This window comes from Aquamicrobium sp. NLF2-7 (assembly GCF_022359935.1).
GTDB lineage: Bacteria > Pseudomonadota > Alphaproteobacteria > Rhizobiales > Rhizobiaceae > Mesorhizobium > Mesorhizobium lusatiense.
The window spans coordinates 1,175,779-1,196,223 of the sequence record NZ_JAKSED010000001.1 but is presented as its reverse complement, the minus strand read 5'-3'; the positions used below and the strand labels follow the sequence as shown (position 1 = coordinate 1,196,223).

The 20,445-nt window shown below is 63.8% G+C and carries 18 protein-coding genes; 10 read left to right on the top strand and 8 right to left on the bottom strand.

All coding sequences use genetic code 11. The features are described from left to right. Positions 1–131 precede the first annotated feature (131 nt). The 3 genes from MIC97_RS05820 to MIC97_RS05810 all read left to right on the top strand — a co-directional run bounded on the left by MIC97_RS05820 (position 132) and on the right by MIC97_RS05810 (position 3,424). Positions 132–1,076 (top strand): neutral zinc metallopeptidase, encoded by a 945-nt coding sequence (locus MIC97_RS05820; protein ID WP_239799244.1) that lies wholly within the window; start codon positions 132–134, stop codon positions 1,074–1,076. A 203-nt stretch (positions 1,077–1,279) separates the two neighbouring features. After that, positions 1,280–2,092, top strand: coding sequence for a sulfite exporter TauE/SafE family protein (locus MIC97_RS05815; RefSeq protein WP_239799243.1), 813 nt, complete (start codon positions 1,280–1,282; stop codon positions 2,090–2,092). Positions 2,093–2,170: 78 nt separating this feature from the next. Beyond that, on the top strand, positions 2,171–3,424 hold the full coding sequence (locus tag MIC97_RS05810) for a TCR/Tet family MFS transporter (protein WP_239799242.1): 1,254 nt from the start codon (positions 2,171–2,173) through the stop codon (positions 3,422–3,424). 18 nt (positions 3,425–3,442) lie between these two features. On the opposite strand, the gene carA is transcribed toward MIC97_RS05810, so the two are convergent. Continuing rightward, positions 3,443–4,645 carry a glutamine-hydrolyzing carbamoyl-phosphate synthase small subunit gene (gene carA / locus MIC97_RS05805; protein ID WP_239799241.1) on the bottom strand — a complete coding sequence of 401 codons (1,203 nt, stop codon included), beginning with the start codon at positions 4,643–4,645 and terminating at the stop codon, positions 3,443–3,445. 278 nt (positions 4,646–4,923) lie between these two features. Between carA and MIC97_RS05800 the strand changes: the two genes are divergently transcribed. After that, on the top strand, positions 4,924–5,376 hold the full coding sequence (locus MIC97_RS05800) for a GatB/YqeY domain-containing protein (protein ID WP_183832639.1): 453 nt from the start codon (positions 4,924–4,926) through the stop codon (positions 5,374–5,376). 20 nt (positions 5,377–5,396) lie between these two features. Here the strand turns inward: MIC97_RS05800 and MIC97_RS05795 are convergent, their stop codons facing one another. The 3 genes from MIC97_RS05795 to MIC97_RS05785 form a co-directional block, all read right to left on the bottom strand. Then, positions 5,397–6,329: an NAD(P)/FAD-dependent oxidoreductase gene (locus MIC97_RS05795; protein ID WP_239799240.1), complete on the bottom strand. Its 933-nt coding sequence runs from the start codon at positions 6,327–6,329 to the stop codon at positions 5,397–5,399. Further along, on the bottom strand, positions 6,319–6,783 hold the full coding sequence (locus MIC97_RS05790; protein ID WP_239799239.1) for an Rrf2 family transcriptional regulator: 465 nt from the start codon (positions 6,781–6,783) through the stop codon (positions 6,319–6,321). The genes MIC97_RS05795 and MIC97_RS05790 overlap by 11 nt, the downstream gene beginning before the upstream one ends. 638 nt (positions 6,784–7,421) lie before the next feature. Then, positions 7,422–9,083: a Na/Pi cotransporter family protein gene (locus MIC97_RS05785; protein ID WP_239799238.1), complete on the bottom strand. Its 1,662-nt coding sequence runs from the start codon at positions 9,081–9,083 to the stop codon at positions 7,422–7,424. Positions 9,084–9,467: 384 nt separating this feature from the next. On the opposite strand from MIC97_RS05785, the gene MIC97_RS05780 reads away from it, so the two are divergent. After that, a complete protein-coding gene (locus MIC97_RS05780; protein WP_239799237.1) occupies positions 9,468–9,914 on the top strand; it encodes an RcnB family protein in 447 nt (148 codons plus the stop codon). A 67-nt stretch (positions 9,915–9,981) separates the two neighbouring features. Here the strand turns inward: MIC97_RS05780 and MIC97_RS05775 are convergent, their stop codons facing one another. Both MIC97_RS05775 and MIC97_RS05770 read right to left on the bottom strand, forming a co-directional pair. After that, positions 9,982–10,323 (bottom strand): BrnA antitoxin family protein, encoded by a 342-nt coding sequence (locus MIC97_RS05775; RefSeq protein ID WP_239799236.1) that lies wholly within the window; start codon positions 10,321–10,323, stop codon positions 9,982–9,984. Then, positions 10,286–10,582 carry a BrnT family toxin gene (locus MIC97_RS05770; RefSeq protein WP_239799235.1) on the bottom strand — a complete coding sequence of 99 codons (297 nt, stop codon included), beginning with the start codon at positions 10,580–10,582 and terminating at the stop codon, positions 10,286–10,288. The genes MIC97_RS05775 and MIC97_RS05770 overlap by 38 nt, the downstream gene beginning before the upstream one ends. A gap of 184 nt (positions 10,583–10,766) precedes the next feature. Between MIC97_RS05770 and dnaG the strand changes: the two genes are divergently transcribed. Both dnaG and rpoD read left to right on the top strand, forming a co-directional pair. Beyond that, the gene (gene dnaG, locus MIC97_RS05765) at positions 10,767–12,713 is read left to right on the top strand and encodes a DNA primase (RefSeq protein ID WP_239799234.1); all 1,947 of its coding nucleotides are present in this window, start codon (positions 10,767–10,769) and stop codon (positions 12,711–12,713) included. A 382-nt stretch (positions 12,714–13,095) separates the two neighbouring features. Beyond that, a complete protein-coding gene (gene rpoD, locus MIC97_RS05760; RefSeq protein ID WP_183832536.1) occupies positions 13,096–15,105 on the top strand; it encodes an RNA polymerase sigma factor RpoD in 2,010 nt (669 codons plus the stop codon). 66 nt (positions 15,106–15,171) lie between these two features. Here rpoD and MIC97_RS05755 read toward each other — a convergent pair whose 3' ends face one another. Beyond that, positions 15,172–15,798: a LysE family translocator gene (locus tag MIC97_RS05755; RefSeq protein ID WP_239799233.1), complete on the bottom strand. Its 627-nt coding sequence runs from the start codon at positions 15,796–15,798 to the stop codon at positions 15,172–15,174. A 255-nt stretch (positions 15,799–16,053) separates the two neighbouring features. After that, positions 16,054–18,231 carry a right-handed parallel beta-helix repeat-containing protein gene (locus tag MIC97_RS05750; RefSeq protein WP_239799232.1) on the bottom strand — a complete coding sequence of 726 codons (2,178 nt, stop codon included), beginning with the start codon at positions 18,229–18,231 and terminating at the stop codon, positions 16,054–16,056. A gap of 176 nt (positions 18,232–18,407) precedes the next feature. Here MIC97_RS05750 and MIC97_RS05745 point away from each other — a divergent pair, with 176 nt between their 5' ends. The 3 genes from MIC97_RS05745 to MIC97_RS05735 all read left to right on the top strand — a co-directional run bounded on the left by MIC97_RS05745 (position 18,408) and on the right by MIC97_RS05735 (position 20,445). Next, on the top strand, positions 18,408–19,022 hold the full coding sequence (locus MIC97_RS05745; protein ID WP_183832533.1) for a LysE family translocator: 615 nt from the start codon (positions 18,408–18,410) through the stop codon (positions 19,020–19,022). A gap of 324 nt (positions 19,023–19,346) precedes the next feature. After that, positions 19,347–19,910: a PadR family transcriptional regulator gene (locus MIC97_RS05740; protein WP_239801044.1), complete on the top strand. Its 564-nt coding sequence runs from the start codon at positions 19,347–19,349 to the stop codon at positions 19,908–19,910. Positions 19,911–20,151: 241 nt separating this feature from the next. Next, entirely contained in the window at positions 20,152–20,445 is a 294-nt protein-coding gene (locus MIC97_RS05735; RefSeq protein WP_239799231.1) for an HlyU family transcriptional regulator, read from the top strand.

The following is a 20,445-nucleotide window of genomic DNA, read 5'->3' as shown; positions in this document are numbered from 1 at the left end:
GGGCGTTGTTGCCATGACCGGAACCGGCGGCCGAGATTGGTCATGACTCGGTCCCATGGATACGGTATCTATCGAAGCCGAAGGGACAAGGCGGCCTGCGGGGTTGCCATGAGAATGAGGACGACAAGCGCATGCGCTGGAGAGGCCGTCGCCAGAGCGACAACATTGACGATCAGCGCGGGCAGGGCGGTTTCGGCCGGCCCGGAAACATTGGCAGCGGCCCCGGCCGTATGCGCATACCGATCGGCGGGCGCGCCGGCGGTGGCGGATTGTCCACGATCGTCATTCTGGTGGTGTTGTTCTTCGGGCTGAAGGCCTGCGGCATCGACCCGATGCAGGTGCTGACCGGCGGTGGCGGCGGATTGCTGCCGGGCGAGGACAGCGGCCGCACGACGTCGAGCGAATCCGGCCCGGGCTCCAGTTCAGGCTCGGCCCGCAACGACGAGATGAAGCAGTTCGTGGCCACGGTTCTGGCCGAAACGGAAGATGTGTGGAACGGCATCTTCCAGGCGAACGGCCTGACCTATGAGGAGCCGAAGCTGACGCTGTTCGAGGGACAGATCCGCTCGGCCTGCGGCTTCGCGTCATCGGCTTCCGGCCTGTTCTACTGCCCGGCCGACAAGAAGGTGTATCTCGACACCTCCTTCTTCCGCCAGCTTTCCGAGCAGTTCGGCGCGTCCGGCGATTTCGCAGAAGCCTATGTGGTCGCGCATGAGGTGGGCCACCATGTTCAGAACCTGATCGGCGTGCTGCCGAAGTTCAACCAGATGCGCCAGCGCATGAGCGAGTCGGAAGCCAACCACATGTCGATGCAGGTCGAGTTGCAGGCCGACTGCTTCGCCGGCGTGTGGGGACACTACACGGCGCAGAAGGGCATTCTTGAAGAGGGCGATCTTGAGGAGGCGCTGAACGCCGCCCAGCAGATCGGCGACGACACGCTGCAAAAGCGCACGCAGGGCTATGTGGTTCCCGAAACCTTCAACCATGGCACCTCGGCACAGCGCCAGAAATGGTTCGCCCGCGGTTACAAGAGCGGCAAGCTCTCCGACTGCGATACGTTCAACAACCCGATCTGACGCGGGAAAACTCTCCATCCTGCCGCCATTGCCTGAAGGTGGGGCCTGACGGTGGGGGCCTGAAGGTGAAGGGCGGCGGGATGCGGGGCCTGTGATGCCCCGGCGCGAATGGGGTTTCCCGACCGGCTCTCCGCCGGGCTTTTCCTTCCGGGAGAAGCGCGGGGAGCCGACACAGGTCATACCAGCCGGATACTATGTGGAATATGTCGTCACTGCCGGTCGATTTGCCCGTGCTGGCCTTTCTGGCGCTGGTTGCGGCCCTGTCCGGACTTGCGCGCGGGTTTTCCGGTTTCGGCGCGGCGCTGGTGTTCGTGCCGCTGGCCAGTACCGCGGTGCCGCCGGCGGTCGCCGTGCCGCTGCTGCTGGTGATGGACGCCCTGCTGGCGTGGGGCTTCATCCCAAAGGCGGTGCGGCTGGCGAACCACCGCGACGTGGCGCTGATGACGCTCGGGGCCATCGCGGGCATTCCCGCCGGCGTCTACCTGCTGAGCACTCTCGACCCGCTGACCATCAGATGGTCGATCGTGGCCATCGTGGTTCTGCTGCTGGCGCTGCTGATGTCGAGATGGCGCTATGACGGCGAGCCGGCCAGCCCGCTGACCGTTCTGGTCGGAGCCGTTTCGGGCGTGCTGGCGGGCGCCGCGCAGATCGGCGGGCCGCCCGTGGTCGCCTATTGGCTCGGCGGCCGCTCCAGCGCCAGCGTCGTGCGGGCCAACATCATCCTGTTCTTCGCCATTTCCACCGTGCTCTCGGCCATCAGCTACATATGGGGCGGGCTGATCACCGTTCACGTGCTCATGCTGGCGGTGCTGCTGGCGCTGTTCTACGGCGCCGGCCTGTGGCTGGGCAGCCGGATGTTCGGGCTGGCGAACGAGCGCACCTTCCGCCGCATCTGCCTCGCCATGATCGCGGTCTCGGCCCTGATCAGCATGCCGATCCTCGACGGGCTGCTGCGGCCGCAGGCGGACGCGGAAATCTCCGCTGCGCCGGCCGATGTCAGCATCATGGAACGCTGATCCGTTCTTCTATTGTTCCGCAGTCGTGGCTGGAATATAAGAAGCGGCCGCCGCGTTGGCGCAGGAGGACAGGCCGGAATGGTCGAAGCCGGAACAGCACGGCGCGGGCTTGCCCTCGTCTTCACCATATTGCTGCTCGACATCGTCGGCTTCGGCATCATCATGCCGGTGCTGCCGGCTTTCCTGCAGGAACTGTCGGGGGTCGACGTGAGCGCAGCGGCGCGCGAGGGCGGATGGCTGCTGTTCGTCTATGCCGCCATGCAGTTCGTGTTCGCGCCGGTGATCGGCAATCTCTCGGACCGCTTCGGACGCCGCCCGGTGCTGCTGGCCTCGGTGTTCACCTTCGCCATCGACAATCTGATCTGCGCCATCGCGTGGTCCTATCCCATGCTGTTCATCGGCCGGGTGCTGGCCGGCATCAGCGGCGGCAGCCATTCGACGGCCTCTGCCTTCATCGCCGACATCAGCACCGACGAGAACCGGGCGCGCAATTTCGGGTTGCTTGGCATCGCCTTCGGCGTCGGTTTCGTCATCGGGCCGGTGCTGGGCGGCATTCTTGGCGAATTCGGCCCCCGCGTTCCCTTCTTTTTCGCGGCGGGGCTGGCCTTCGCCAATTTCATCGTCGCCTTCTTCTTCCTGCCCGAAACGCTGGAGGCGAAGCATCGCCGGCCTTTCGAGTGGCGGCGGGCGAGCCCGCTCGGCGCGCTGCGGCAGATGCGCAACTATCCGGGCATCGGCTGGCTGGGGCTGGTGTTCTTCCTGATGATGCTCGGCCACATGGTCTACCCTTCGGTGTGGGCCTTCGTCAGCGACTATCGCTATGGCTGGAGCGAACGCCAGATCGGCCTGTCGCTGGGACTGTTCGGCCTGTGCGGGGCGGTGATCATGGCGACCGTGCTGCCGCGCGTGGTGCCTGTGCTGGGCGAATGGCGCACCGCCGCCATCGGGCTTGCCTTCACGGCGATCGCCGCGTTCGGCTATGCGGCTGCCTGGCAGGGCTGGATGATCTATGCGGTGATCGTGGCGACCTGCATGGAGGCGCTGTCGGAGCCGCCGCTGCGCAGCCTTGCCGCCGCACAGGTGCCGCCATCCTCGCAGGGCGAGTTGCAGGGCGCGATCACCAGCCTGTTCTCGCTCACGGCCATCATCGCGCCGCTCATCTACACCAACATCTTTTCGTGGTTCACCGGGCCGTCCGCGCCGGTGGAATTCGGCGGGGCTTCCTATGTGGTGGCCGGCCTGTTCCTGAGCGGGGCGCTGCTGGTGCTGGTGACGAAGGTGCGCGCGCCGCAAAGCAAAACGGCGGCCATGAAGGCCGCCGCCGAAAACTGAATGCGCCCCTGAAAGGGTTCAGGCCCGCTCGGCCAGAGCCGGCTCACCCTTGCGCTCGCGAATGAGATTGGCGAAGCGGCGGAAGAGGTAGTGCGAATCCTGCGAGCCGGGCGAGGCTTCCGGGTGGTGCTGCACCGAGAAGACCGGCTTGCCGACGAGGGTGATGCCGCAGTTCGAGCCGTCGAACAGCGAGACATGGGTTTCCTTCACGCCTTCCGGCAGCGAGGCGGTGTCGACGGCGAAACCGTGGTTCATCGACACGATCTCGACCTTGCCGGTGGTGTGATCCTTGACAGGATGGTTGGCGCCGTGATGGCCCTGATGCATCTTGACCGTGTTGCCGCCGGCGGCGAGCGCCAGGATCTGGTGGCCGAGGCAGATGCCGAAGATCGGAATGTCGGTCTTCAGCAGCTCACGCAGCGTCGGCACCGCATAGTCGCCGGTGGCGGCCGGATCGCCGGGGCCGTTGGAGAGGAAGATGCCATCAGGCTGAAGGGCGAGGATGTCCTGCGCCGACGCGGTGGCGGGCACCACCGTGACCTTTGCGCCAAGGCCGGCCAGCAGGCGCAGGATGTTGCGCTTGACGCCGAAGTCGACGGCGACGATGTGCATGGAGGGCTCACCCTGCTCGCCATAGCCTTCGTTCCACACCCACGGCGTTTCTTCCCACAGGCTGGACTGGCCGCTGGTGACGTCCTTTGCAAGGTCGAGGCCGACGAGGCCCGACCAGCCGGCGGCCTTCTTCTTCAGTGTCTCTACGTCGAAATTGCCGTCCGGCGCATGGGCGATGACGGCATCGGCCACGCCCTTGTCGCGCAGCAGCGCGGTGAGCGCGCGGGTATCGATGCCCGACATGGCGACGATGCCGCGCTTTTCCAGCCATTCGTTGAGGCCGCCGGTGGAGCGGTAGTTCGACGGGGTGGAGATGTCGGCCTTGAAGATGGCGCCGACGGCGCCGGCGCGCGAGATGGGCGCCAGGCTTTCCTCGTCCTCGTCATTGACGCCTACATTGCCGATATGGGGGAAGGTGAAGGTGACGATCTGGCCGGCATAGGAGGGATCGGTGAGGATTTCCTGATAGCCGGTGAGGGCGGTGTTGAAGCAGACTTCGCCGATCGCTTCGCCCGAAGCGCCGAGGCCGCGGCCCTCGATCACCGTTCCGTCGGCGAGGACGAGCAGGGCGGTCGGCTTTTCCGAAACCCAGGGGGCAGTGCTGGCCATGGCGGCGCTCCATCGTGAAGTTGCACGGATGCGCGGCCGGCCGGCCGAATATCCGCGGCAAAAGGCACGGGGCCTGCGAAAATCACGCCGCCGCCGCACATCTGATGCTCAGTTCATGCTAAGGCTCACGAAATAGGGGAAGCGGCAGGCCCGGTCAACACCATGCGCCGCCAAGTCGCAGCTTTTCTGCGCCGCCCCGATATTTCATGCAGGATGCGGCCCGAAACCGCTTTTCAGCGCCGGGCGACATGCTTATCTGGGCCATTCAAGGAGAAACGATCATGCGCGAACGGCTGATGGACGAAGTGAAAACGGCGATGAAGGCGGGCGACAAGTTCCGCCTGACGACGCTGCGGCTGATTCAGGCGGCAATCAAGGACCGCGACATCGCCAATCGCGGCGTCGGCAAGGAAGCCGCAGGCGCGGACGAACTGGCGCAGCTTCTGGCCAAGATGGTCAAGCAGCGCGAGGACTCGGCAAAAGCCTTCGACGATGGCGGCCGGCCGGAACTGGCGGCCAAGGAGCGCGAGGAGATCGTGGTGATCCGCGATTTCATGCCCCGCCAGATGGACGAGGCTGAGACCGAGGCCGCGATCCGCGCGGCAATCGCCGAAACGGGGGCCGCAAGCGTCAAGGACATGGGCAAGGTAATGGCCGCCTTGCGCGAAAACTATGCTGGCCAGATGGATTTCGGCAAGGCGAGCGGAACGATCAAGAGCCTGCTTGGCTGAACCCGATCAGCCGAACACAATCATCCGAACACAAGCGAACGGTGCGTGGCCACGCCGGCCATGACACCATCGCCGCAGGCCCAGGCGACGGAGTGCGCGCCGCGCGCGATGTCGCCTGCGGCATAGACGCCGGGCACCATGGTTTCCTTCAGGGAATCGGTGCGGATGAAGGCCCCGGCGGCATGTTCCTCGACGGCGCAGCCGAGTTTTTGCGCGATGTCGCTGTTGAAGCGGGTGCGTGGGCCGACATAGAGCGCGTCGAGCGGATCGATGCGCCCGTTTGCGAGTTCGATACCGGACAGATGCGGCAGGTCACCGTGCAGGGCTCTGATCGCGGCGGGTTCGATGGCGACGCCGCGCTTTTCCAGTTCGGCGAGTTCCTGTGGGTCCGGGGCGGGCTGGCCGTTGAGATAGAAGGTCACCGGGCCCCATTCAGCCACCAGTATGGCCTGATGCGCCGACATGGGCGTGGAGGCGAGAACGCCGAGGCGCTGGCCTGAAAACTCATAGCCATGGCAATAGGGGCAATGGATGACGGACGCGCCCCAGCGCTCCGCCAGTCCGGGAATAGCTGGCAGGTCGTCGCTCAGGCCGTAGGCGAGGACCAGTTTGCGGCCATGGAGCGTGGTGCCATCGGCCACATCGACGCGGAAACCGTCTTTTTCGCTGCTGGCATCGGTGGCGCGGGCGCTGATGAAGCGCACCGTAGGGTAGGCGCTGACCTGCGCGCGGGCGGTGGCGAGGATGGCGGCGGGGTTGCTGCCGTCCTGCGCCAGAAAGCCGTGCGAGTGGGCGGCGAAGCGGTTGCGCGGCGCGCCGGCATCGATGATGCAGACGGAGCGGCGGGCACGGGCGATATAGGTGGCTGCGGACAGGCCGGCAAAGCTGCCGCCGATGATGATGGCGTCGTATTGCGCGGGAGCGTCGGCGCGGATGGCTGTGTCAGGGAGCATGAGCGGTCTCCAGATCGTGGGCGCCGCCATGGACGGCAAAACGGCGGTGAAAATCTTCGCTGAGCATGGCCAGCGTCACCTCGCCAAAACGGGCTAGCAGGCGCGCCTCGGCGTCGTCGAAGGCGGCGCCGAGTGCTGCGTTGACGGCCTGCTCGACCAGGCAGCCCGGGGTTTCCGTGCGGTTGCCCATGGCAAGCAGGGCCGGTTGGCCGATCGCGTCATAAATGTCGCGCAGGGTGATGCGGGAGAGGTCGCAGGCCAGCGCCCAACCGCCGCCATGGCCCTTTTCTGAGCGCACATAGCCTTGCTCGCGCAGGCCGGCCATGATGCGGCGGATGACCACCGGGTTGGTGTTCATGGCCCGCGCCAGCACTTCGGAGGTGACGGGCTCCCTGTGTTCGGCCATGTGCAGGAGAACGTGGAGGATGCCGGAAAGTCTGCTGTCTCTTTTCATGTAACTTTATATGTTACGTGATGGCCCTGGCGTCAAGATGCGCTCGTGGCCTGTTCGCGAACTGATTCAGCTTTTTCCGGTTATCCTGTTGTTTTCGGCTAGAAAAATTTATTGCCCGGGCGCTCTGAGGCGTGTCGAGATCTTTCAGATGCGCCCCTTGCGCATGCTGTTGTCCCGGAACCGGCTCCCGCTTTTCGGGCGATATGTTTTAGCCGCGAGGTGGCGCTCGAGGGGCATACAGGCATCGGAGGCAGAGGCGCGGGCGAATGTGGGGCCTCCGACATGGTGCGGCGGGGGTGCGTTGCTGTCGGGGATCAGAATTGACGGGCGGTGCCGGGCGGAAGTTGTGGGTAAGGTGGGAGAGTTTCGCTGCCCGCCATGGTGGCGAGACGCTTCCTGCCGGGACGTGCAGCGGTAGTTGCCGCGAAGAGATCTGTTGTCAGGCAGCTCTGCGCTGCGAACTTTGGTGCGGTGCCGGAGGACAGCTTCACCGGCATGAGGAAGATAGGATGCATGACCAAGAAAAGGCTGTTCAGGCGGACATCGGAATGCACGCCTGTCATGCCAAAGCCGTCATGACATATCCGCCGGATGGTGGGCGCTAAGGCAGGGCGGACGAGGGCTTTGCAGCCTTGCCTTCAGCTTGCGCGCAGGCGCGAGCCGCGCAGCAGACCGCGCTCTTCCAGCACGGGATAGACGATCGACGTCAGCAGCGAGTTGATCTGCTTGAGGTCGCGCAGCGTGTCGAGGTGGATGGAGCTCGTTTCGATGGACTTCAGCGTGCCATCGCGCAGGCGCAGGAAATGGTTGTTGCTGATGTCGCGCTCCATGTCGCGCAGCCGGTCCTTTTCCTGAACGAGCTGGCGCGCGGTTTCGGTGTCGCGCGACACCAGAACGTTGAAGGTGAGGCGGGCATTGGCCAGAACGGCGCTGTGGAAGGCGGTGATTTCCTGCCAGCCTTCCGGGGTGAATTCCAGATTGAGCGCCATCTTCTTGCGCACATGGACCAGCATGTTGCGCACGATGATGTCGCCGACCTGCTCCAGCTTGACACAGGCGCCGATCAGTTCCTGGCAGCGCAGCGCCTGGTCCTCGGTGAGCGGATTGCGGATCAGCTTCGCCAGATAGATTTTTATGGCGGCATGGCGCTCGTCGACGCGGTCGTCGAGGGCCGCCAGCGCGTTGATCTTGTCCTCGTCGGCATTCTCGTAAAGCTCGATGATGCGCTTGAGCATGATCTCGACGGTCTCGCACACGCGCACCACCTCGCGTGTGGCGTTGGCCAGCGCCTGCGGCGGGCTGGACAGCGCCGTCTCCGACAGGGCCGACAGTTCCGTGATCTGCACCGGTTCTGCCGCCTGCTTTGCGCCGAGCGCCACGATCTTTTCCGAGGCGCGGTAGACGAGACCAGCCAGCGGCAGCCCGGCGATCAGGATGATGACGTTGAACAGGATGTGCGCGTTGACGATCTGGTCCGATGCGGTGGCGCCCAGAAAACCGATCTGCGGCTTGAACGTCATGACCAGAACCAGCATGACGATGGAGCCCATGCCGCGCATCAGAAGATTGCCGACCGGCACGATGCGCACGCCGGGCTCTGAATTGCGGGTCAGCATCGGTGCGATGATGGAGGAACCGAGATTGACGCCCAGCACCAGAACCACGCCGAGCTCCGGCGTGATCAGGCCGCGCCCGGCCATGGTCGCCATCAAAAGCACCGAGGCGATGGAGGACTGGAACAGCCATGTGATCAGTGCCGCCAGAAGATAGGCGGTGATCGGGTCGCTCGAGAAATAGTTGATGATCATCGGCATCAGCGGGCTTTCGCGCAGCGGTTCCGATGCCTGGCCGATCATTTCAAGCGAGAGGATGAGCAGGCCGACGCCGACCAGAATGCGGCCCTTCTGGCGCCAGTCGCGGCTTTCAGTGGCCATGAATAGGAAGGTGCCGATGATGAGGCAGAGCGGCACCAGCAAGGTCAGATCATAGGTCAGAAGCTTGGCCACCAGCGCCGAGCCGATCTCGGCACCGCGCACGGCAAGCTGGCCGGCGAGCCCGGACACGATGCCCGCACCGGCAAACGAGCCGACGAGCAGGGTGACGGCGGTGGAGCTTTGCAGGGCGATGGCAAGGCCGGTGCCCGCCAGCACGGCCATGATCGGGTTCTGCAAAGTCGCACGCAGCTTGTGGCGCAGCACGTCGCCATAGGCGCGCTCGACGCCCGTCTTAACCAGCCGGGTGGCATAGAGCATCAGCGCGACGGCGCCAGCCAGATGGATGAGGACGACGGATCCGGTCATGCACACCTTCCCGCACGGCCTGCCACCACGGAGGCTGTGTGCAGCCGCCACGGTGAACGGGGAGCGCGACCAACGCGCAAACGAAGGCGAATCATTTTCATAGCGGGAGTATCCATCTGGAGCTTATATATTAGCCGGGTAATCAATATTGTCCAGCCCTCACAGGACCTTGTCCTATATATATGGCTGTATGGAGGCGCTTTCACAGGCAGCTTGCCGGGAGGACGAAAAACGGGGTCCTGCGCGATGCGCGGCTTTACGGCATGAATCAGGTGGGCGGCATAAGATACGGATTTCATTACGGTATTGTAATGCGCCTGTTCAGTTTCGGTTCATCGTCCGGGTTCTATTCCTGTGGCCATCGACAAAACAGGAGCGCTTTCCATGAAACGCATCATTCTTTCGCTGATGGCCATCTCGATGCTGGCTGCGACTTCGCTTCAGGGGCAGGCCGCTCCGATCAACAGGCCGGCAGCACCGCAGGCCGAGCTGGTTCAGGTGGATTACCGCAAGCCGGCGCACGGGCAGAACCACCAGAAGCCTGTCTACAACAATGCCAAGAAGAAGCCGGCGCCCAAGTACGACAACCGCCGCGACCATGGCCGTTACGGAAACCACCACACCGCGAAGAAGCCGAATTATGCGAAGCATCATGACTGGAAGCGCGGCCAGCGCTATTCCGACTGGCGCCGTCATGCGCCGGTGCGTGACTACAAGAGGCATGGGCTGAAGCGCCCGGCACCGGGCCAGCAGTGGATCAAGGTCGACAACGACTATCTGCTGGTCGGGCTCGCCACGGGGCTGATCGCCGGAGTGATCGCAGCGCGGTAAAACGCCTTCGCAAATTCGGAAAGGGCGGCCCTGAGCCGCCCTTTCGTGTCAGAAAGAAGGGGCTGGGTCAGCCCGCTTTGTTGTTTTTCTTTCTTTGCGTCTGCGTCATGTAGTGGCGCAGGACCGTATTCATGCGGGTCTGATATCCTTTTCCGGTGGATTTGAAGAAGTCGATGATGTCCTGATCGAGCCGGATGGATATGGCATTCTTCGCAATGGGATAGACGATATCCGCGTTCGACCAGTCGATGTCGATGGCATCTGCCCAGTCGGGATCGGCGCGCATCTTCACCTCAATTTCGTCGTCACTCATTGCATCGACGCGCGACCAGTCTGTGCCGGATCTTTCGCGTGCCAGCTTCTCCCGGATTTCATCGGGGGAATATGAGACGATACGCTCTTTTCTCATTTTCTCTTGCTGCCCTTGCCGAGATGATCCGGCATTTCTGGTGTCGAATTGTGTAAATTACGGCGATGATGCGCCGTGAGGCCGGGCAAATTGCGAGTACCCGCTGCTCTTCGCCCCGGATGCTCTGATGCTCAAGATGAGGCTGAGTCAGTGCCAGGGCAGCATCTTCGAAACTGATGCCGTGTTTTTCGACGTTCGAACGCGCTTTATTGTCGTCCCATTCGAAATTCACGAACAATTGTCGTTCGACAATTCGCATCCTGTCACCTCGCGGATCGGCAGTTATCCTGCCTCTTGATCCCCCGAGGCGCGGATGCGCGATGACGTGCGCATATGTCGATGTGTATATACATTTGTATGTCTTGAAATTCAAGCCTGTGAATATCGTGCATGGGCCGCGTAGCGATTCGTCTTCCGCGGGTGCTGCGTCTATATGAAGTGCTATGCGCTTCTCGCCCTCATTCCTCGACGAAATACGCGACCGGGTGCCGATCTCCTCGGTCATCGGCACGCGGGTGACGTGGGACCGCAGGAAAACCAACGCGCCGAAGGGCGACTGGTGGGCCTGCTGCCCGTTCCACGGCGAGAAATCTCCCAGCTTCCACTGCGAGGACCGCAAGGGCCGCTATCATTGCTTCGGCTGCGGCGTTTCGGGTGACCATTTCAAGTTCCTGACCGAGCTGGACGGCTTAAGCTTTCCCGAGGCGGTGGAGCGCGTGGCCGACATGGCGGGCGTGCCGATGCCGGCGCGCGACGTTCAGGCCGAGGCGCGCGAGAAGCAGCGGGCCGAACTCACCGACGTCATGGAAATGGCGACGGCCTTTTTCGAGGAGCGGCTGCAGGCTTCGGAAGGGGCAAAGGCGCGCGCCTATCTGCGCGACCGTGGCCTGACGCCGGCGACGCAGCAATCGTTTCGTCTTGGCTATGCGCCCGAGAGCCGCAACGCGCTGAAGGAATATCTGGCTTCGCGCGGGGTCGGCCGCGAAGAGATCGAGGCCTGCGGCCTCGTCGTGCACGGGCAGGACGTTCCCGTCTCCTATGACCGCTTTCGCGACCGCATCATGTTTCCGATCCCGGATTCGCGCGGGCGCATCATCGCCTTCGGCGGGCGCGCCATGTCGCCCGATGCGCCGGCCAAATATCTGAACTCGCCGGAGACCGAACTCTTTCACAAGGGCAATGTGCTCTACAATTTCGCCCGCGCCCGCAAGGCGGTGGCGCGGGGCGAGACGGTCGTGGTCGTGGAAGGCTACATGGACGTGATCGCGCTGGCGCAGGCCGGTTTCGAGAACGCCGTGGCGCCGCTTGGCACGGCGCTGACGGAAAACCAGATCGAGCTTCTGTGGCGGATGACGCGCGAGCCGGTGCTGTGCTTCGACGGCGACGCTGCCGGGCTCAAGGCGGCGTGGCGGGCGGCCGATCTGGTGCTGCCGCTGATTCAGCCTGAGCGCACGGCGCGTTTCGCGCTGCTGCCGGACGGCAAGGACCCCGACGATCTGGTGCGCAGCGAGGGCGCGGACGCCTTCCGCACCGTGCTGAACGAGGCGCGGCCGCTGGCCGACATGCTGTGGACGCGCGAGACTTCCAATGGCGTTTTCGAGACGCCGGAACGGCGGGCCGAGCTGGAAAAGACGCTGCGCGAACTGGCCGGGCGCATCCGCGACGAGAGCGTGCGCTTCCACTACAATCAGGAAATGCGCGACCGGGTGCAGAATTTCTTCGGCGCGCAGCGCAACCGTCAGCAGGGTCAGGGGCGCGGTCCGGGGCGCGGGCAGGGCAATTTCCAGAACGGCTTCAAGGGGCCCGGACCGTGGTCGCGGCAGGGCGGCGGCCGCAACGCCATCACCGAAAGCCTCGGGCGCTCGGCGCTGGTCAAGCGCGGCGGCGAGGTGATGACGGCGCGCGAGGCCACGATCATGGTGGCGCTCATCAACCATCCGGCGCTGATCGACGAGTTTTTCGAGCATATCGAGTTCCTCGACCTCGCCAATGGCGACCTGCGCAAGCTGCATGCCGCACTTCTGGATGCGCTGGCCCATGACATGGCCAACGAGAAGCAGGCGGTGATCGAGGCGATCAGCCGGGCAGGATGCGCCGAAATATGGGAGCGCGCCGAGGCGCTGATGCGGCGCACGCGGCAATGGCCGGCGCTGGAGGGGGCCGCTCTCGACGATGCGCGCGATGCCTTCGCGCAGGCCTTGCACTTGCACCGCAGCGCGCGCACTCTACATAAGGAGCTGAAGCAGGCCGAGGCCGCGCTCGCCAGCGAGCCCACAGATGAGAATTACAGGCGCCTTGTCGAGATACAGGCGCAATTCCGGGATGTGCAGGCGACGGAGGCCCTGATCGAAGGCTTCGGAGTGTTGTCGGGACGAGCCGGCAGGAGTTAGCCGGCAGCAGTAGTCTGCGGGACGCTGAGGAGCGATCCGCGGCCTAAGGAAGCATTTGGGGCAATTGATTCGCTTTTTTGGGGCGAATCATGCGACAGGCGCTTGACCTATTGGCAGAATGACGGAATCAGGTCGATTCGAATTACTGTTAACCCGACTTGCTTTCAACTCAACGGGGCGTCGACGAAAAGAACGCAGATGCAGATGTGCCGTTTGATGCTCGGTGACAAAACTGAGACACGATGAAGAGACCAGGGTTAATCCAGGCTTAACGAGAGATGCGGCAAGTGTCGCGATGAACGCGTCGTTTCAGCGGACGCAGACGAATTTGCAGCAGGCTTAGATTTCGCGGCTTGAACAGCCGTCCGGAGGCAGAAGAAGAATGGCGACAAAGGAAAAGGAAGAGGTCGAGACCGAGCGCGAGGGTACAACCGACGGCCCGCTGCTCGACCTTTCCGACGATGCTGTCAAGAAGATGATCAAGGTCGCGAAGAAGCGCGGCTATGTCACCATGGACGAGCTGAACGCCGTCATGCCCTCCGAGGAGGTCACTTCCGAGCAGATCGAAGACACGATGGCCATGCTGTCCGATATGGGCATCAACGTCGTGGAAGACGATGAACAGGCCGAAGATGGCGAGAACGAGGCTTCGGAGGACGATCCTCAGGAAGTCGCCGAGCAGACCGGAACCGCTGTCGCGACCGTCGCCAAGAAGGAGCCGACCGACCGCACCGACGATCCCGTGCGCATGTATCTGCGCGAAATGGGCTCGGTGGAGTTGCTGTCGCGCGAGGGCGAAATCGCCATCGCCAAGCGCATCGAGGCCGGCCGCGAGACGATGATCGCGGGCCTGTGCGAAAGCCCGCTGACCTTCCAGGCCATCATCATATGGCGCGATGAGCTGAACGAATCCAAGATCCTGCTACGCGAGATCATCGACCTCGAAGCCACCTATGCCGGCCCCGAGGCCAAGCAGGCGCCGGTGGTGGAGCGCACCGACGAGGACAACAAGCCCAAGGCCGAGGAAAAGCCGCGCCGTGGCCGTGGCGAGGACGACGACATCACCAATGTCGGCGGCGATACGCGCGGCGAGGAAGAAGAAGAGGAAGAGGACGAGGCCAACCTGTCGCTGGCCGCCATGGAGGCGGAACTGCGGCCGCAGGTCATGGAGACGCTCGACGTCATCGCCGACACCTACAAGAAGCTGCGCAAGCTGCAGGACCAGCAGGTGGAAAACCGTCTGGCCGCCGCCGGCACGCTGTCGCCCAGCCAGGACCGCCGCCTGAAGGAGCTGAAGGACCAGCTTATCACGGCGGTGAAGTCGCTTTCGCTCAATCAGGCCCGCATCGAGGCGCTGGTCGAGCAGCTTTACGACATCAACAAGCGTCTGGTGCAGAACGAGGGCAAGCTGCTGCGTCTGGCCGAGAGCTACGGCGTGCGCCGCGAGGAATTCCTGAAGGAATATCAGGGCACCGAGCTTGATCCCAACTGGACCAAGGCGATCGCCAACCTCTCCAGCCGCGGCTGGAAGGAGTTCTACCAGAACGAGAAGGACACGATCCGCGACATTCGCGGCGAGATCCAGAACCTCGCCACCGAGACGGCGATCTCGATCCTCGAATTCCGCAAGATCGTCAATCAGGTGCAGAAGGGCGAGCGCGAGGCGGCCATCGCCAAGAAGGAAATGGTGGAGGCAAACCTGCGCCTCGTCATCTCCATCGCCAAGAAGTACACGAACCGCGGTTTGCAGTTCCTCGACCTCATTCAGGAAGGCAATATCGGCCTGATGAAGGCGGTGGACAAGTTCGAGTACCGGCGCGGCTACAAGTTTTCAACTTACGCGACATGGTGGATCCGTCAGGCCATCACCCGTTCGATCGCCGATCAGGCGCGCACCATCCGTATTCCGGTGCACATGATCGAGACGATCAACAAGATCGTGCGCACCTCGCGCCAGATGCTGCACGAGATCGGCCGCGAGCCGACCCCGGAGGAACTGGCGGAAAAGCTCGCCATGCCGCTGGAAAAGGTGCGCAAGGTGCTGAAGATCGCCAAGGAGCCGATCTCGCTCGAAACCCCGGTGGGCGACGAGGAAGATTCGCATCTCGGCGATTTCATCGAGGACAAGGGCGCGATCCTGCCGATCGACGCGGCCATTCAGGCCAATCTGCGCGAGACGACGACGCGTGTGCTGGCCTCGCTGACGCCGCGCGAGGAGCGCGTGCTGCGCATGCGCTTCGGCATCGGCATGAACACCGACCACACGCTTGAGGAAGTCGGCCAGCAGTTCTCGGTGACGCGCGAGCGTATCCGCCAGATCGAGGCCAAGGCACTGCGCAAGCTCAAGCACCCGAGCCGCTCGCGCAAGCTGAGAAGCTTCCTCGACAGCTGAGCGATCTTGCGATTTCAGGAAAAAGGTCGGGTCAACGCCCGGCCTTTTTTGTTGTTGATGAGGCGGTCAGGCGGGCCACAGCTCCATTGCCGTCATGACGATGCCGCCGGCGGCGACGATGACGAGCAGCACGCCGGAAATGCGCAGCATGGTGCGGTGGACGGACGGCTTCAGGAGCCTTGCGACCAGCAGGTAGATGAGGAACAGCGTCGCGAAATCCAGCACGATCCACAGCACCGTGAGCAGGGCGATGCTGGTGTTGGGATCGGGCGTGACGCCGATGAACTGCGGGAAGAAGGACGCGAAGAAGATGATGTCCTTCGGGTTCGAAATGGCCATGACGAAGCCTTTCGAGAAGCCGCCGACGCGTGGCTGGACGGGCTCCAGTTCCGGTTCGCCGGTGCCGGACTCCCGCAAAATCTCCCAGCCGATCCAGCCTATGTAGCAGGCGCCGGCGAGCTTCAGCACGCTGAAGGCGGTTTCGTTGACCGCGAAGATGCCCTTCACCACCAGCGCCGACAACAGGATGAGCACCAGCGAGGCAGCATTGGTGCCGGCAATGGTGTTGAAGGCTTTTCGCGCGCCGCCGGCCAGCCCCGCGCCGGTGACCAGAACGGCGACCGGGCCGGGAATAGCGATCATGGTGATGACGGTGATCACGTAGAGAAAGAGAATGCCGAAATCGATATGCATGGGCTGTTTCCGTGAAAGCACCCTGCGTCCGGGCAGAATCGGGCGCGGTGCTTCAGATCATTGTTGTTGCGCGGGGGCGCGCTTTGCCGAAACCGGTTCGCGCGTTGGGGCGGCAGCTTCAGCGCTGCGACAAAGCACGGAAAACCGTCTCAGGCCAGCGCCAAATGATGTGCTTGCCCCGGACAAAGGGACCATGGGCCGCTGAAAGTGAAAAGCCGGGCAGTGCCCGGCTTTTCGTGGGAGCGCGCACGCTGCTTATGGCATGCAGCGGGTCTGGAAGTTCGATCCGTCGAGGGCCGCGCCATTGACGTTGAGCACGGAGCCGGGGTTCTGGGTGAGCGAGCCGCCGACCCATGAGCCCCAGGCGGAGACGAGGCAGTCCTTCGGTGTTCCGGCGACCGTGACATCGCCCTTCAGGTCGATGGAGGGTCCCATGAAATAGAGACCGGCCTGACCGGCATTGCTGATGCTGGTGGTGCCGAAGTCGATGTTGTTCACCGGGCCGCCGAGGAATTCATAGTCGCTGCCGTAGATGAAGACGCCATAGGTGCCGGGATTGGTGATCGAGACATTGTTGAAGCTGATGTCGCCGACCGGATTGAGGAAGATGCCCGTGTTGCTGGCGCCGTCGCTGGAGAAGCCGTCGACGCGGACATTCGTGGTGACGGCCTCGTCGGGCAGGGTGGAAGAGGTGATCAGCATCAGGCCGTTGACGCCGCCCTTGAGGGCCATGTCCGTGATGGTCACGTCCGAGGTGCCCTGCAGGACGACGAGGTCCATGTCGCGATCCTGCGCGGAATTGTCGATCGTCACCTTGTTCATGGTGACGTCATTGGCCGCGACGAGCAGGATCCCTTCGCGGCGCGAGCGGGTGATGGAAACATTGTCGATGGTGATGTCGGTGGCAGCGCTGGTGATGACCGGCGGCCAGCCGCTGTCATCGATGTGGCTGCCGGCGAAGATGCCGTAGGTGACGCCTTCGATGACCGTGTCGCGCACCGTCAGGCCGCTGGTGCCCAGCGCGCTGACTGCGGCATGCGGCGCGTCGTTCGGCCGGCCGACCGCGAACTCGCACGTTGTGTTGTTCTCGCAGATGTAGAGATCGTGGATATAGGCATTCGCGATGGTGGCGCCGGTGACGTTCTCAAGGCGGATGCCGTCGCCGGCCGTGCCGCTGATGTCGACATCATGGATGAGGATGTTCGCAGCGCCCGTGCTCTGGATGGCGGCGAGGCCGCCGGTCATGGTGACGGAGGCGATCTCGCTGCCCGAGGCCATCGACACCACATCTGCAAGCGGGTTCGTGCCGCGCAGGGTGGTGGCGGCGCCGTCGTTGCGGAAGGTGGTTTCAAGCCCGCTTTCGGCACCGCGCACGGCAAGGGTTCCGCCGCCGCCGATGAGATGCTGGTTGGTGCCGAGCAGAAGGGCCTGCGTCAGCGCGATCTCGCCGCTGGCCAGCGCCAGCGCATTGTCGCCGGCAGCGGCAAGGCTGCCGTTGATGGCCGAGGCGTCGCCGCTGTTCGGGCCGATGGTGACGACCTTTCCGACCGTCTGCCCGGAGGAGACATATTCCGCCGCTTCGACATTGCCGGTCGTGCCGAGATGGGTGCGTACCTTCTCCTCACGCTCGACGGGCTGATAAAGCGGATCGAAGGCCGTGGTGGAGGAGGCGGAGCCGCCGGCGCCGAGCGGGATCCGCAGGCGTACGCGAAGACCGGCCTCCAGATGTTCCTCGTTGTCGTAGGACAGGGATGTGCCGAGGCTCAGCGTCGCGTCCGGCCGCACGCCGGGCAGGCCCGCCAGAACCAGTTCGGCGCGGGCGCGGGCGCCGACCGTGTCGTCCATGTTTTTGCCTTCGTACCAGTAGGCGCCGCCGAACAGCTTGAACTGCGCCTGCGCATCGCGCGGGAACACCGGCAGGCGCGCGCCCACCTCCGCATCGACGCCGGCGCGCGCGCGTTCGCGGCCCGACTGGAAGCGCAACTGGTCTCCGGCCACATAGGCGCTGTTGAACTCTTCCGCCAGCCGCGATCCGGTGAGCGGCAGATAGGCGTTGGCGCGCGCCTCGAAGACGCTGCCAAACAACTCGGCACCGAAGGACAGCTGCTGGAAGGTGTTGCCGCGCGCCGTGCGCAGCGCATCATAGTAGCCGTAGCCGCCGAGGATCAGGCCATTATCCAGTTTTCGGCGCAGGCCCGCACCGAAGGAACCGAAGCGCACCGACTGTTCCGCCATGCCGCCACGGCCCTCGATGAAGAGATAGGAGCCGTCGTCGAGCGTGAAGGGGAAGGTGATGCCGATGCTGCCATTGCCGGTTCCGTAGGACAGCCCGCCCTGCAGCTCGACGACGGGTTGCGGCGACTGGGCCAGGGCGGACACGGGCAGACAGACGCCGGCCAGAAGGGCGGCGGCGAGGGTGGGGAAGGATTTCATGACGGATCCGAAGCTTGAGACTGTGGCCGCGAGCTAGATTACATGACTTTAAGAGTCAACTTTTTGCAGGGTGAAAAACAGATGTTCCTGTGGACATGGTCCGCAGGTTGCCACGTGCAGATTGGCTGGTATTGTTCCTGCCTGCGCCAGCGGGGCGCCGGGGAGGGGACTGCCGCATGTCGATCGAATTCCTGTTGACCACGCTCATCATCGTCGCCTCGCCGGGAACGGGCGTGGTCTACACGCTGGCGGCCGGACTTTCGCGAGGGGGGCGGGCCAGCGTGCTTGCGGCATTTGCCTGCACGCTCGGCATCGTTCCGCATCTGGTGGCGGCGCTGACGGGACTTGCCGCGCTGCTGCACACCAGCGCGCTCGCCTTCGAGATCGTGAAATATGCGGGCGTCGCCTATCTCCTCTACATGGCCTGGCAGAGCCTGCGTGAGAAGGGCGCGCTGCGGATCGACGACAACACGGATGCCCGCAGCGTGCGGCAGGTGCTGGTCGACGGCATTCTCATCAACCTGCTCAATCCGAAGCTGTCGATCTTCTTCGTGGCCTTCCTGCCGCAGTTCATTTCCGCCGGAGAGGAACATGTGCTGGCGCGGATGCTGGAACTGTCGGGCGTGTTCATGCTGGCGACCTTCATCATCTTTTCCCTCTACGGCCTGTTTGCCGCCGCCATGCGTGACAAGGTGGTCGGCAGCCCGCGCGTGATGGCGTGGATGCGGCGCACCTTTTCCGCCGCCTTCGTGGCGCTGGGCGCGCGGCTGGCGCTGCAACAGCAGCAATAAGCTGCCGGAAAATTGCGCTTTCCTTCCAGGGGGCGCCGCCGACTACCACCCGGCCTGCGTCAGGTTTTTTTGACGCGGGCTGATGGCTGTTTTGCCACACTGAGATACCCGCAGGGTTGACGCTTTCAGCCGGCGATGCCTGCATTTTTTCGATCTATCGTAAGATATATCTTGATTTCGATTTTGCGCGATCCTAATTGAGATATATCTTACGATATGACGAAAGGAATTCACATGCGTGCACATCATCATTTCGCCAGCCGCGCGGAGCGCGCGCTCTGGCATGCGGCGGAACGTTTCGGTCGCGGGCCGTTCGGCCCGGGAATGCGGGGCGGCGGCCCCGGCGGGCGGCGCGGCGGGCCGGGCGATTTCCTGCGCGCCGGCCGCATGTTCGGCGACGGCGATCTCAAGCTGGTGGTGCTTTACCTGATGGCCGAGGCGCCGCGTCACGGCTACGACATCATCAAGGCGCTGGAAGAGCGCTCCAGCGGCTTCTATGCGCCGAGCCCCGGCGTGATCTATCCGACGCTGACCTTCCTCGAAGAAGCCGGCTATGCCGTCTCGGCTTCCGAAGGTGCGAAGAAGGTGTTTTCGATCACCGAGGCGGGGTCCGCCCATCTGGCCGAAAACCGCGACATGGTGGAGCGGGCGCTGGAACAGCTGGAGCGTTTCGGCCGCAAGATGGCCAAGGCGCGCGAGTGGTTCGGCTGGGACGACGAGGCGCAGGAACGGCGCGGCGGGCGCAGGGATGACGAGCTTCGTTCCGTGCGGCGCCGGCTGAGGGCAGCGCTTGCCGAAATTCTGGATGGTCCGGAAGAACGGCGCGCGCAGGCCGCAGATGTTCTGAAGACTGCCGCCGAGGCGCTGGAAGCCCTGAGCCGGGATTGAGCCGGTGAGTGGTTCCGCCAGCCGACGAGGCGTTTTCGCGCCTTGCCGGCCTTGGCTCTGCAGTGAGGGTTTTCCCATATGGGGCGTCGGAAGCCGAAAAGCGATTTCCCTTTGCGGCCCGATGTTCTAGTTAGACATGCAGCTGCCGGATGCGTGCCTGCGGGACGATGTTTCCGCGTTCGCGCCATTGCGGGAGCCATTCGCGCCGCGGTGTTTGCTGAAATTGCCCAAGGAGGAGCCCATGTCTTTCCTGAAACGTCTTTTCGGCGGCGGAGCGCCTGCGCAGGATGCGGAACCGGCACCTGCCAGACAGGTCGAGCACAAGGGCTTCACCATCATCGCGACGCCCTACAAGGCCGATGGCCAGTATCAGATCTGCGGGCTCGTCACCCGCGAGATCGACGGCGTGATGAAGGAACACAAGTTCATCCGCGCCGACCGCTTTCCCGGACTGGACGATGCGGCGGACATTTCGATCCGCAAGGGCATCCAGCTCGTGGATGAGCAGGGCGACAGCATTTTCGGCCTTGGCTGA

Excerpts from the sequence above, each read along its gene's own strand:
- MIC97_RS05810 (WP_239799242.1), top strand. The coding sequence starts at position 2,171 with ATGGTCGAAGCCGGAACAGCACGGCGCGGGCTTGCCCTCGTCTTCACC.
- MIC97_RS05780 (WP_239799237.1), top strand. The coding sequence starts at position 9,468 with ATGAAACGCATCATTCTTTCGCTGATGGCCATCTCGATGCTGGCTGCG.
- MIC97_RS05815 (WP_239799243.1), top strand. The coding sequence starts at position 1,280 with ATGTCGTCACTGCCGGTCGATTTGCCCGTGCTGGCCTTTCTGGCGCTG.
- MIC97_RS05740 (WP_239801044.1), top strand. The coding sequence starts at position 19,347 with ATGCGGGGCGGCGGCCCCGGCGGGCGGCGCGGCGGGCCGGGCGATTTC.
- MIC97_RS05785 (WP_239799238.1), bottom strand. The coding sequence starts at position 9,083 with ATGACCGGATCCGTCGTCCTCATCCATCTGGCTGGCGCCGTCGCGCTG.
- rpoD (WP_183832536.1), top strand. The coding sequence starts at position 13,096 with ATGGCGACAAAGGAAAAGGAAGAGGTCGAGACCGAGCGCGAGGGTACA.
- MIC97_RS05750 (WP_239799232.1), bottom strand. The coding sequence starts at position 18,231 with ATGAAATCCTTCCCCACCCTCGCCGCCGCCCTTCTGGCCGGCGTCTGT.
- MIC97_RS05770 (WP_239799235.1), bottom strand. The coding sequence starts at position 10,582 with ATGCGAATTGTCGAACGACAATTGTTCGTGAATTTCGAATGGGACGAC.
- MIC97_RS05745 (WP_183832533.1), top strand. The coding sequence starts at position 18,408 with ATGTCGATCGAATTCCTGTTGACCACGCTCATCATCGTCGCCTCGCCG.
- MIC97_RS05775 (WP_239799236.1), bottom strand. The coding sequence starts at position 10,323 with ATGAGAAAAGAGCGTATCGTCTCATATTCCCCCGATGAAATCCGGGAG.
- MIC97_RS05790 (WP_239799239.1), bottom strand. The coding sequence starts at position 6,783 with ATGAAAAGAGACAGCAGACTTTCCGGCATCCTCCACGTTCTCCTGCAC.
- carA (WP_239799241.1), bottom strand. The coding sequence starts at position 4,645 with ATGGCCAGCACTGCCCCCTGGGTTTCGGAAAAGCCGACCGCCCTGCTC.
- MIC97_RS05755 (WP_239799233.1), bottom strand. The coding sequence starts at position 15,798 with ATGCATATCGATTTCGGCATTCTCTTTCTCTACGTGATCACCGTCATC.
- MIC97_RS05735 (WP_239799231.1), top strand. The coding sequence starts at position 20,152 with ATGTCTTTCCTGAAACGTCTTTTCGGCGGCGGAGCGCCTGCGCAGGAT.
- MIC97_RS05795 (WP_239799240.1), bottom strand. The coding sequence starts at position 6,329 with ATGCTCCCTGACACAGCCATCCGCGCCGACGCTCCCGCGCAATACGAC.
- dnaG (WP_239799234.1), top strand. The coding sequence starts at position 10,767 with ATGCGCTTCTCGCCCTCATTCCTCGACGAAATACGCGACCGGGTGCCG.
- MIC97_RS05820 (WP_239799244.1), top strand. The coding sequence starts at position 132 with ATGCGCTGGAGAGGCCGTCGCCAGAGCGACAACATTGACGATCAGCGC.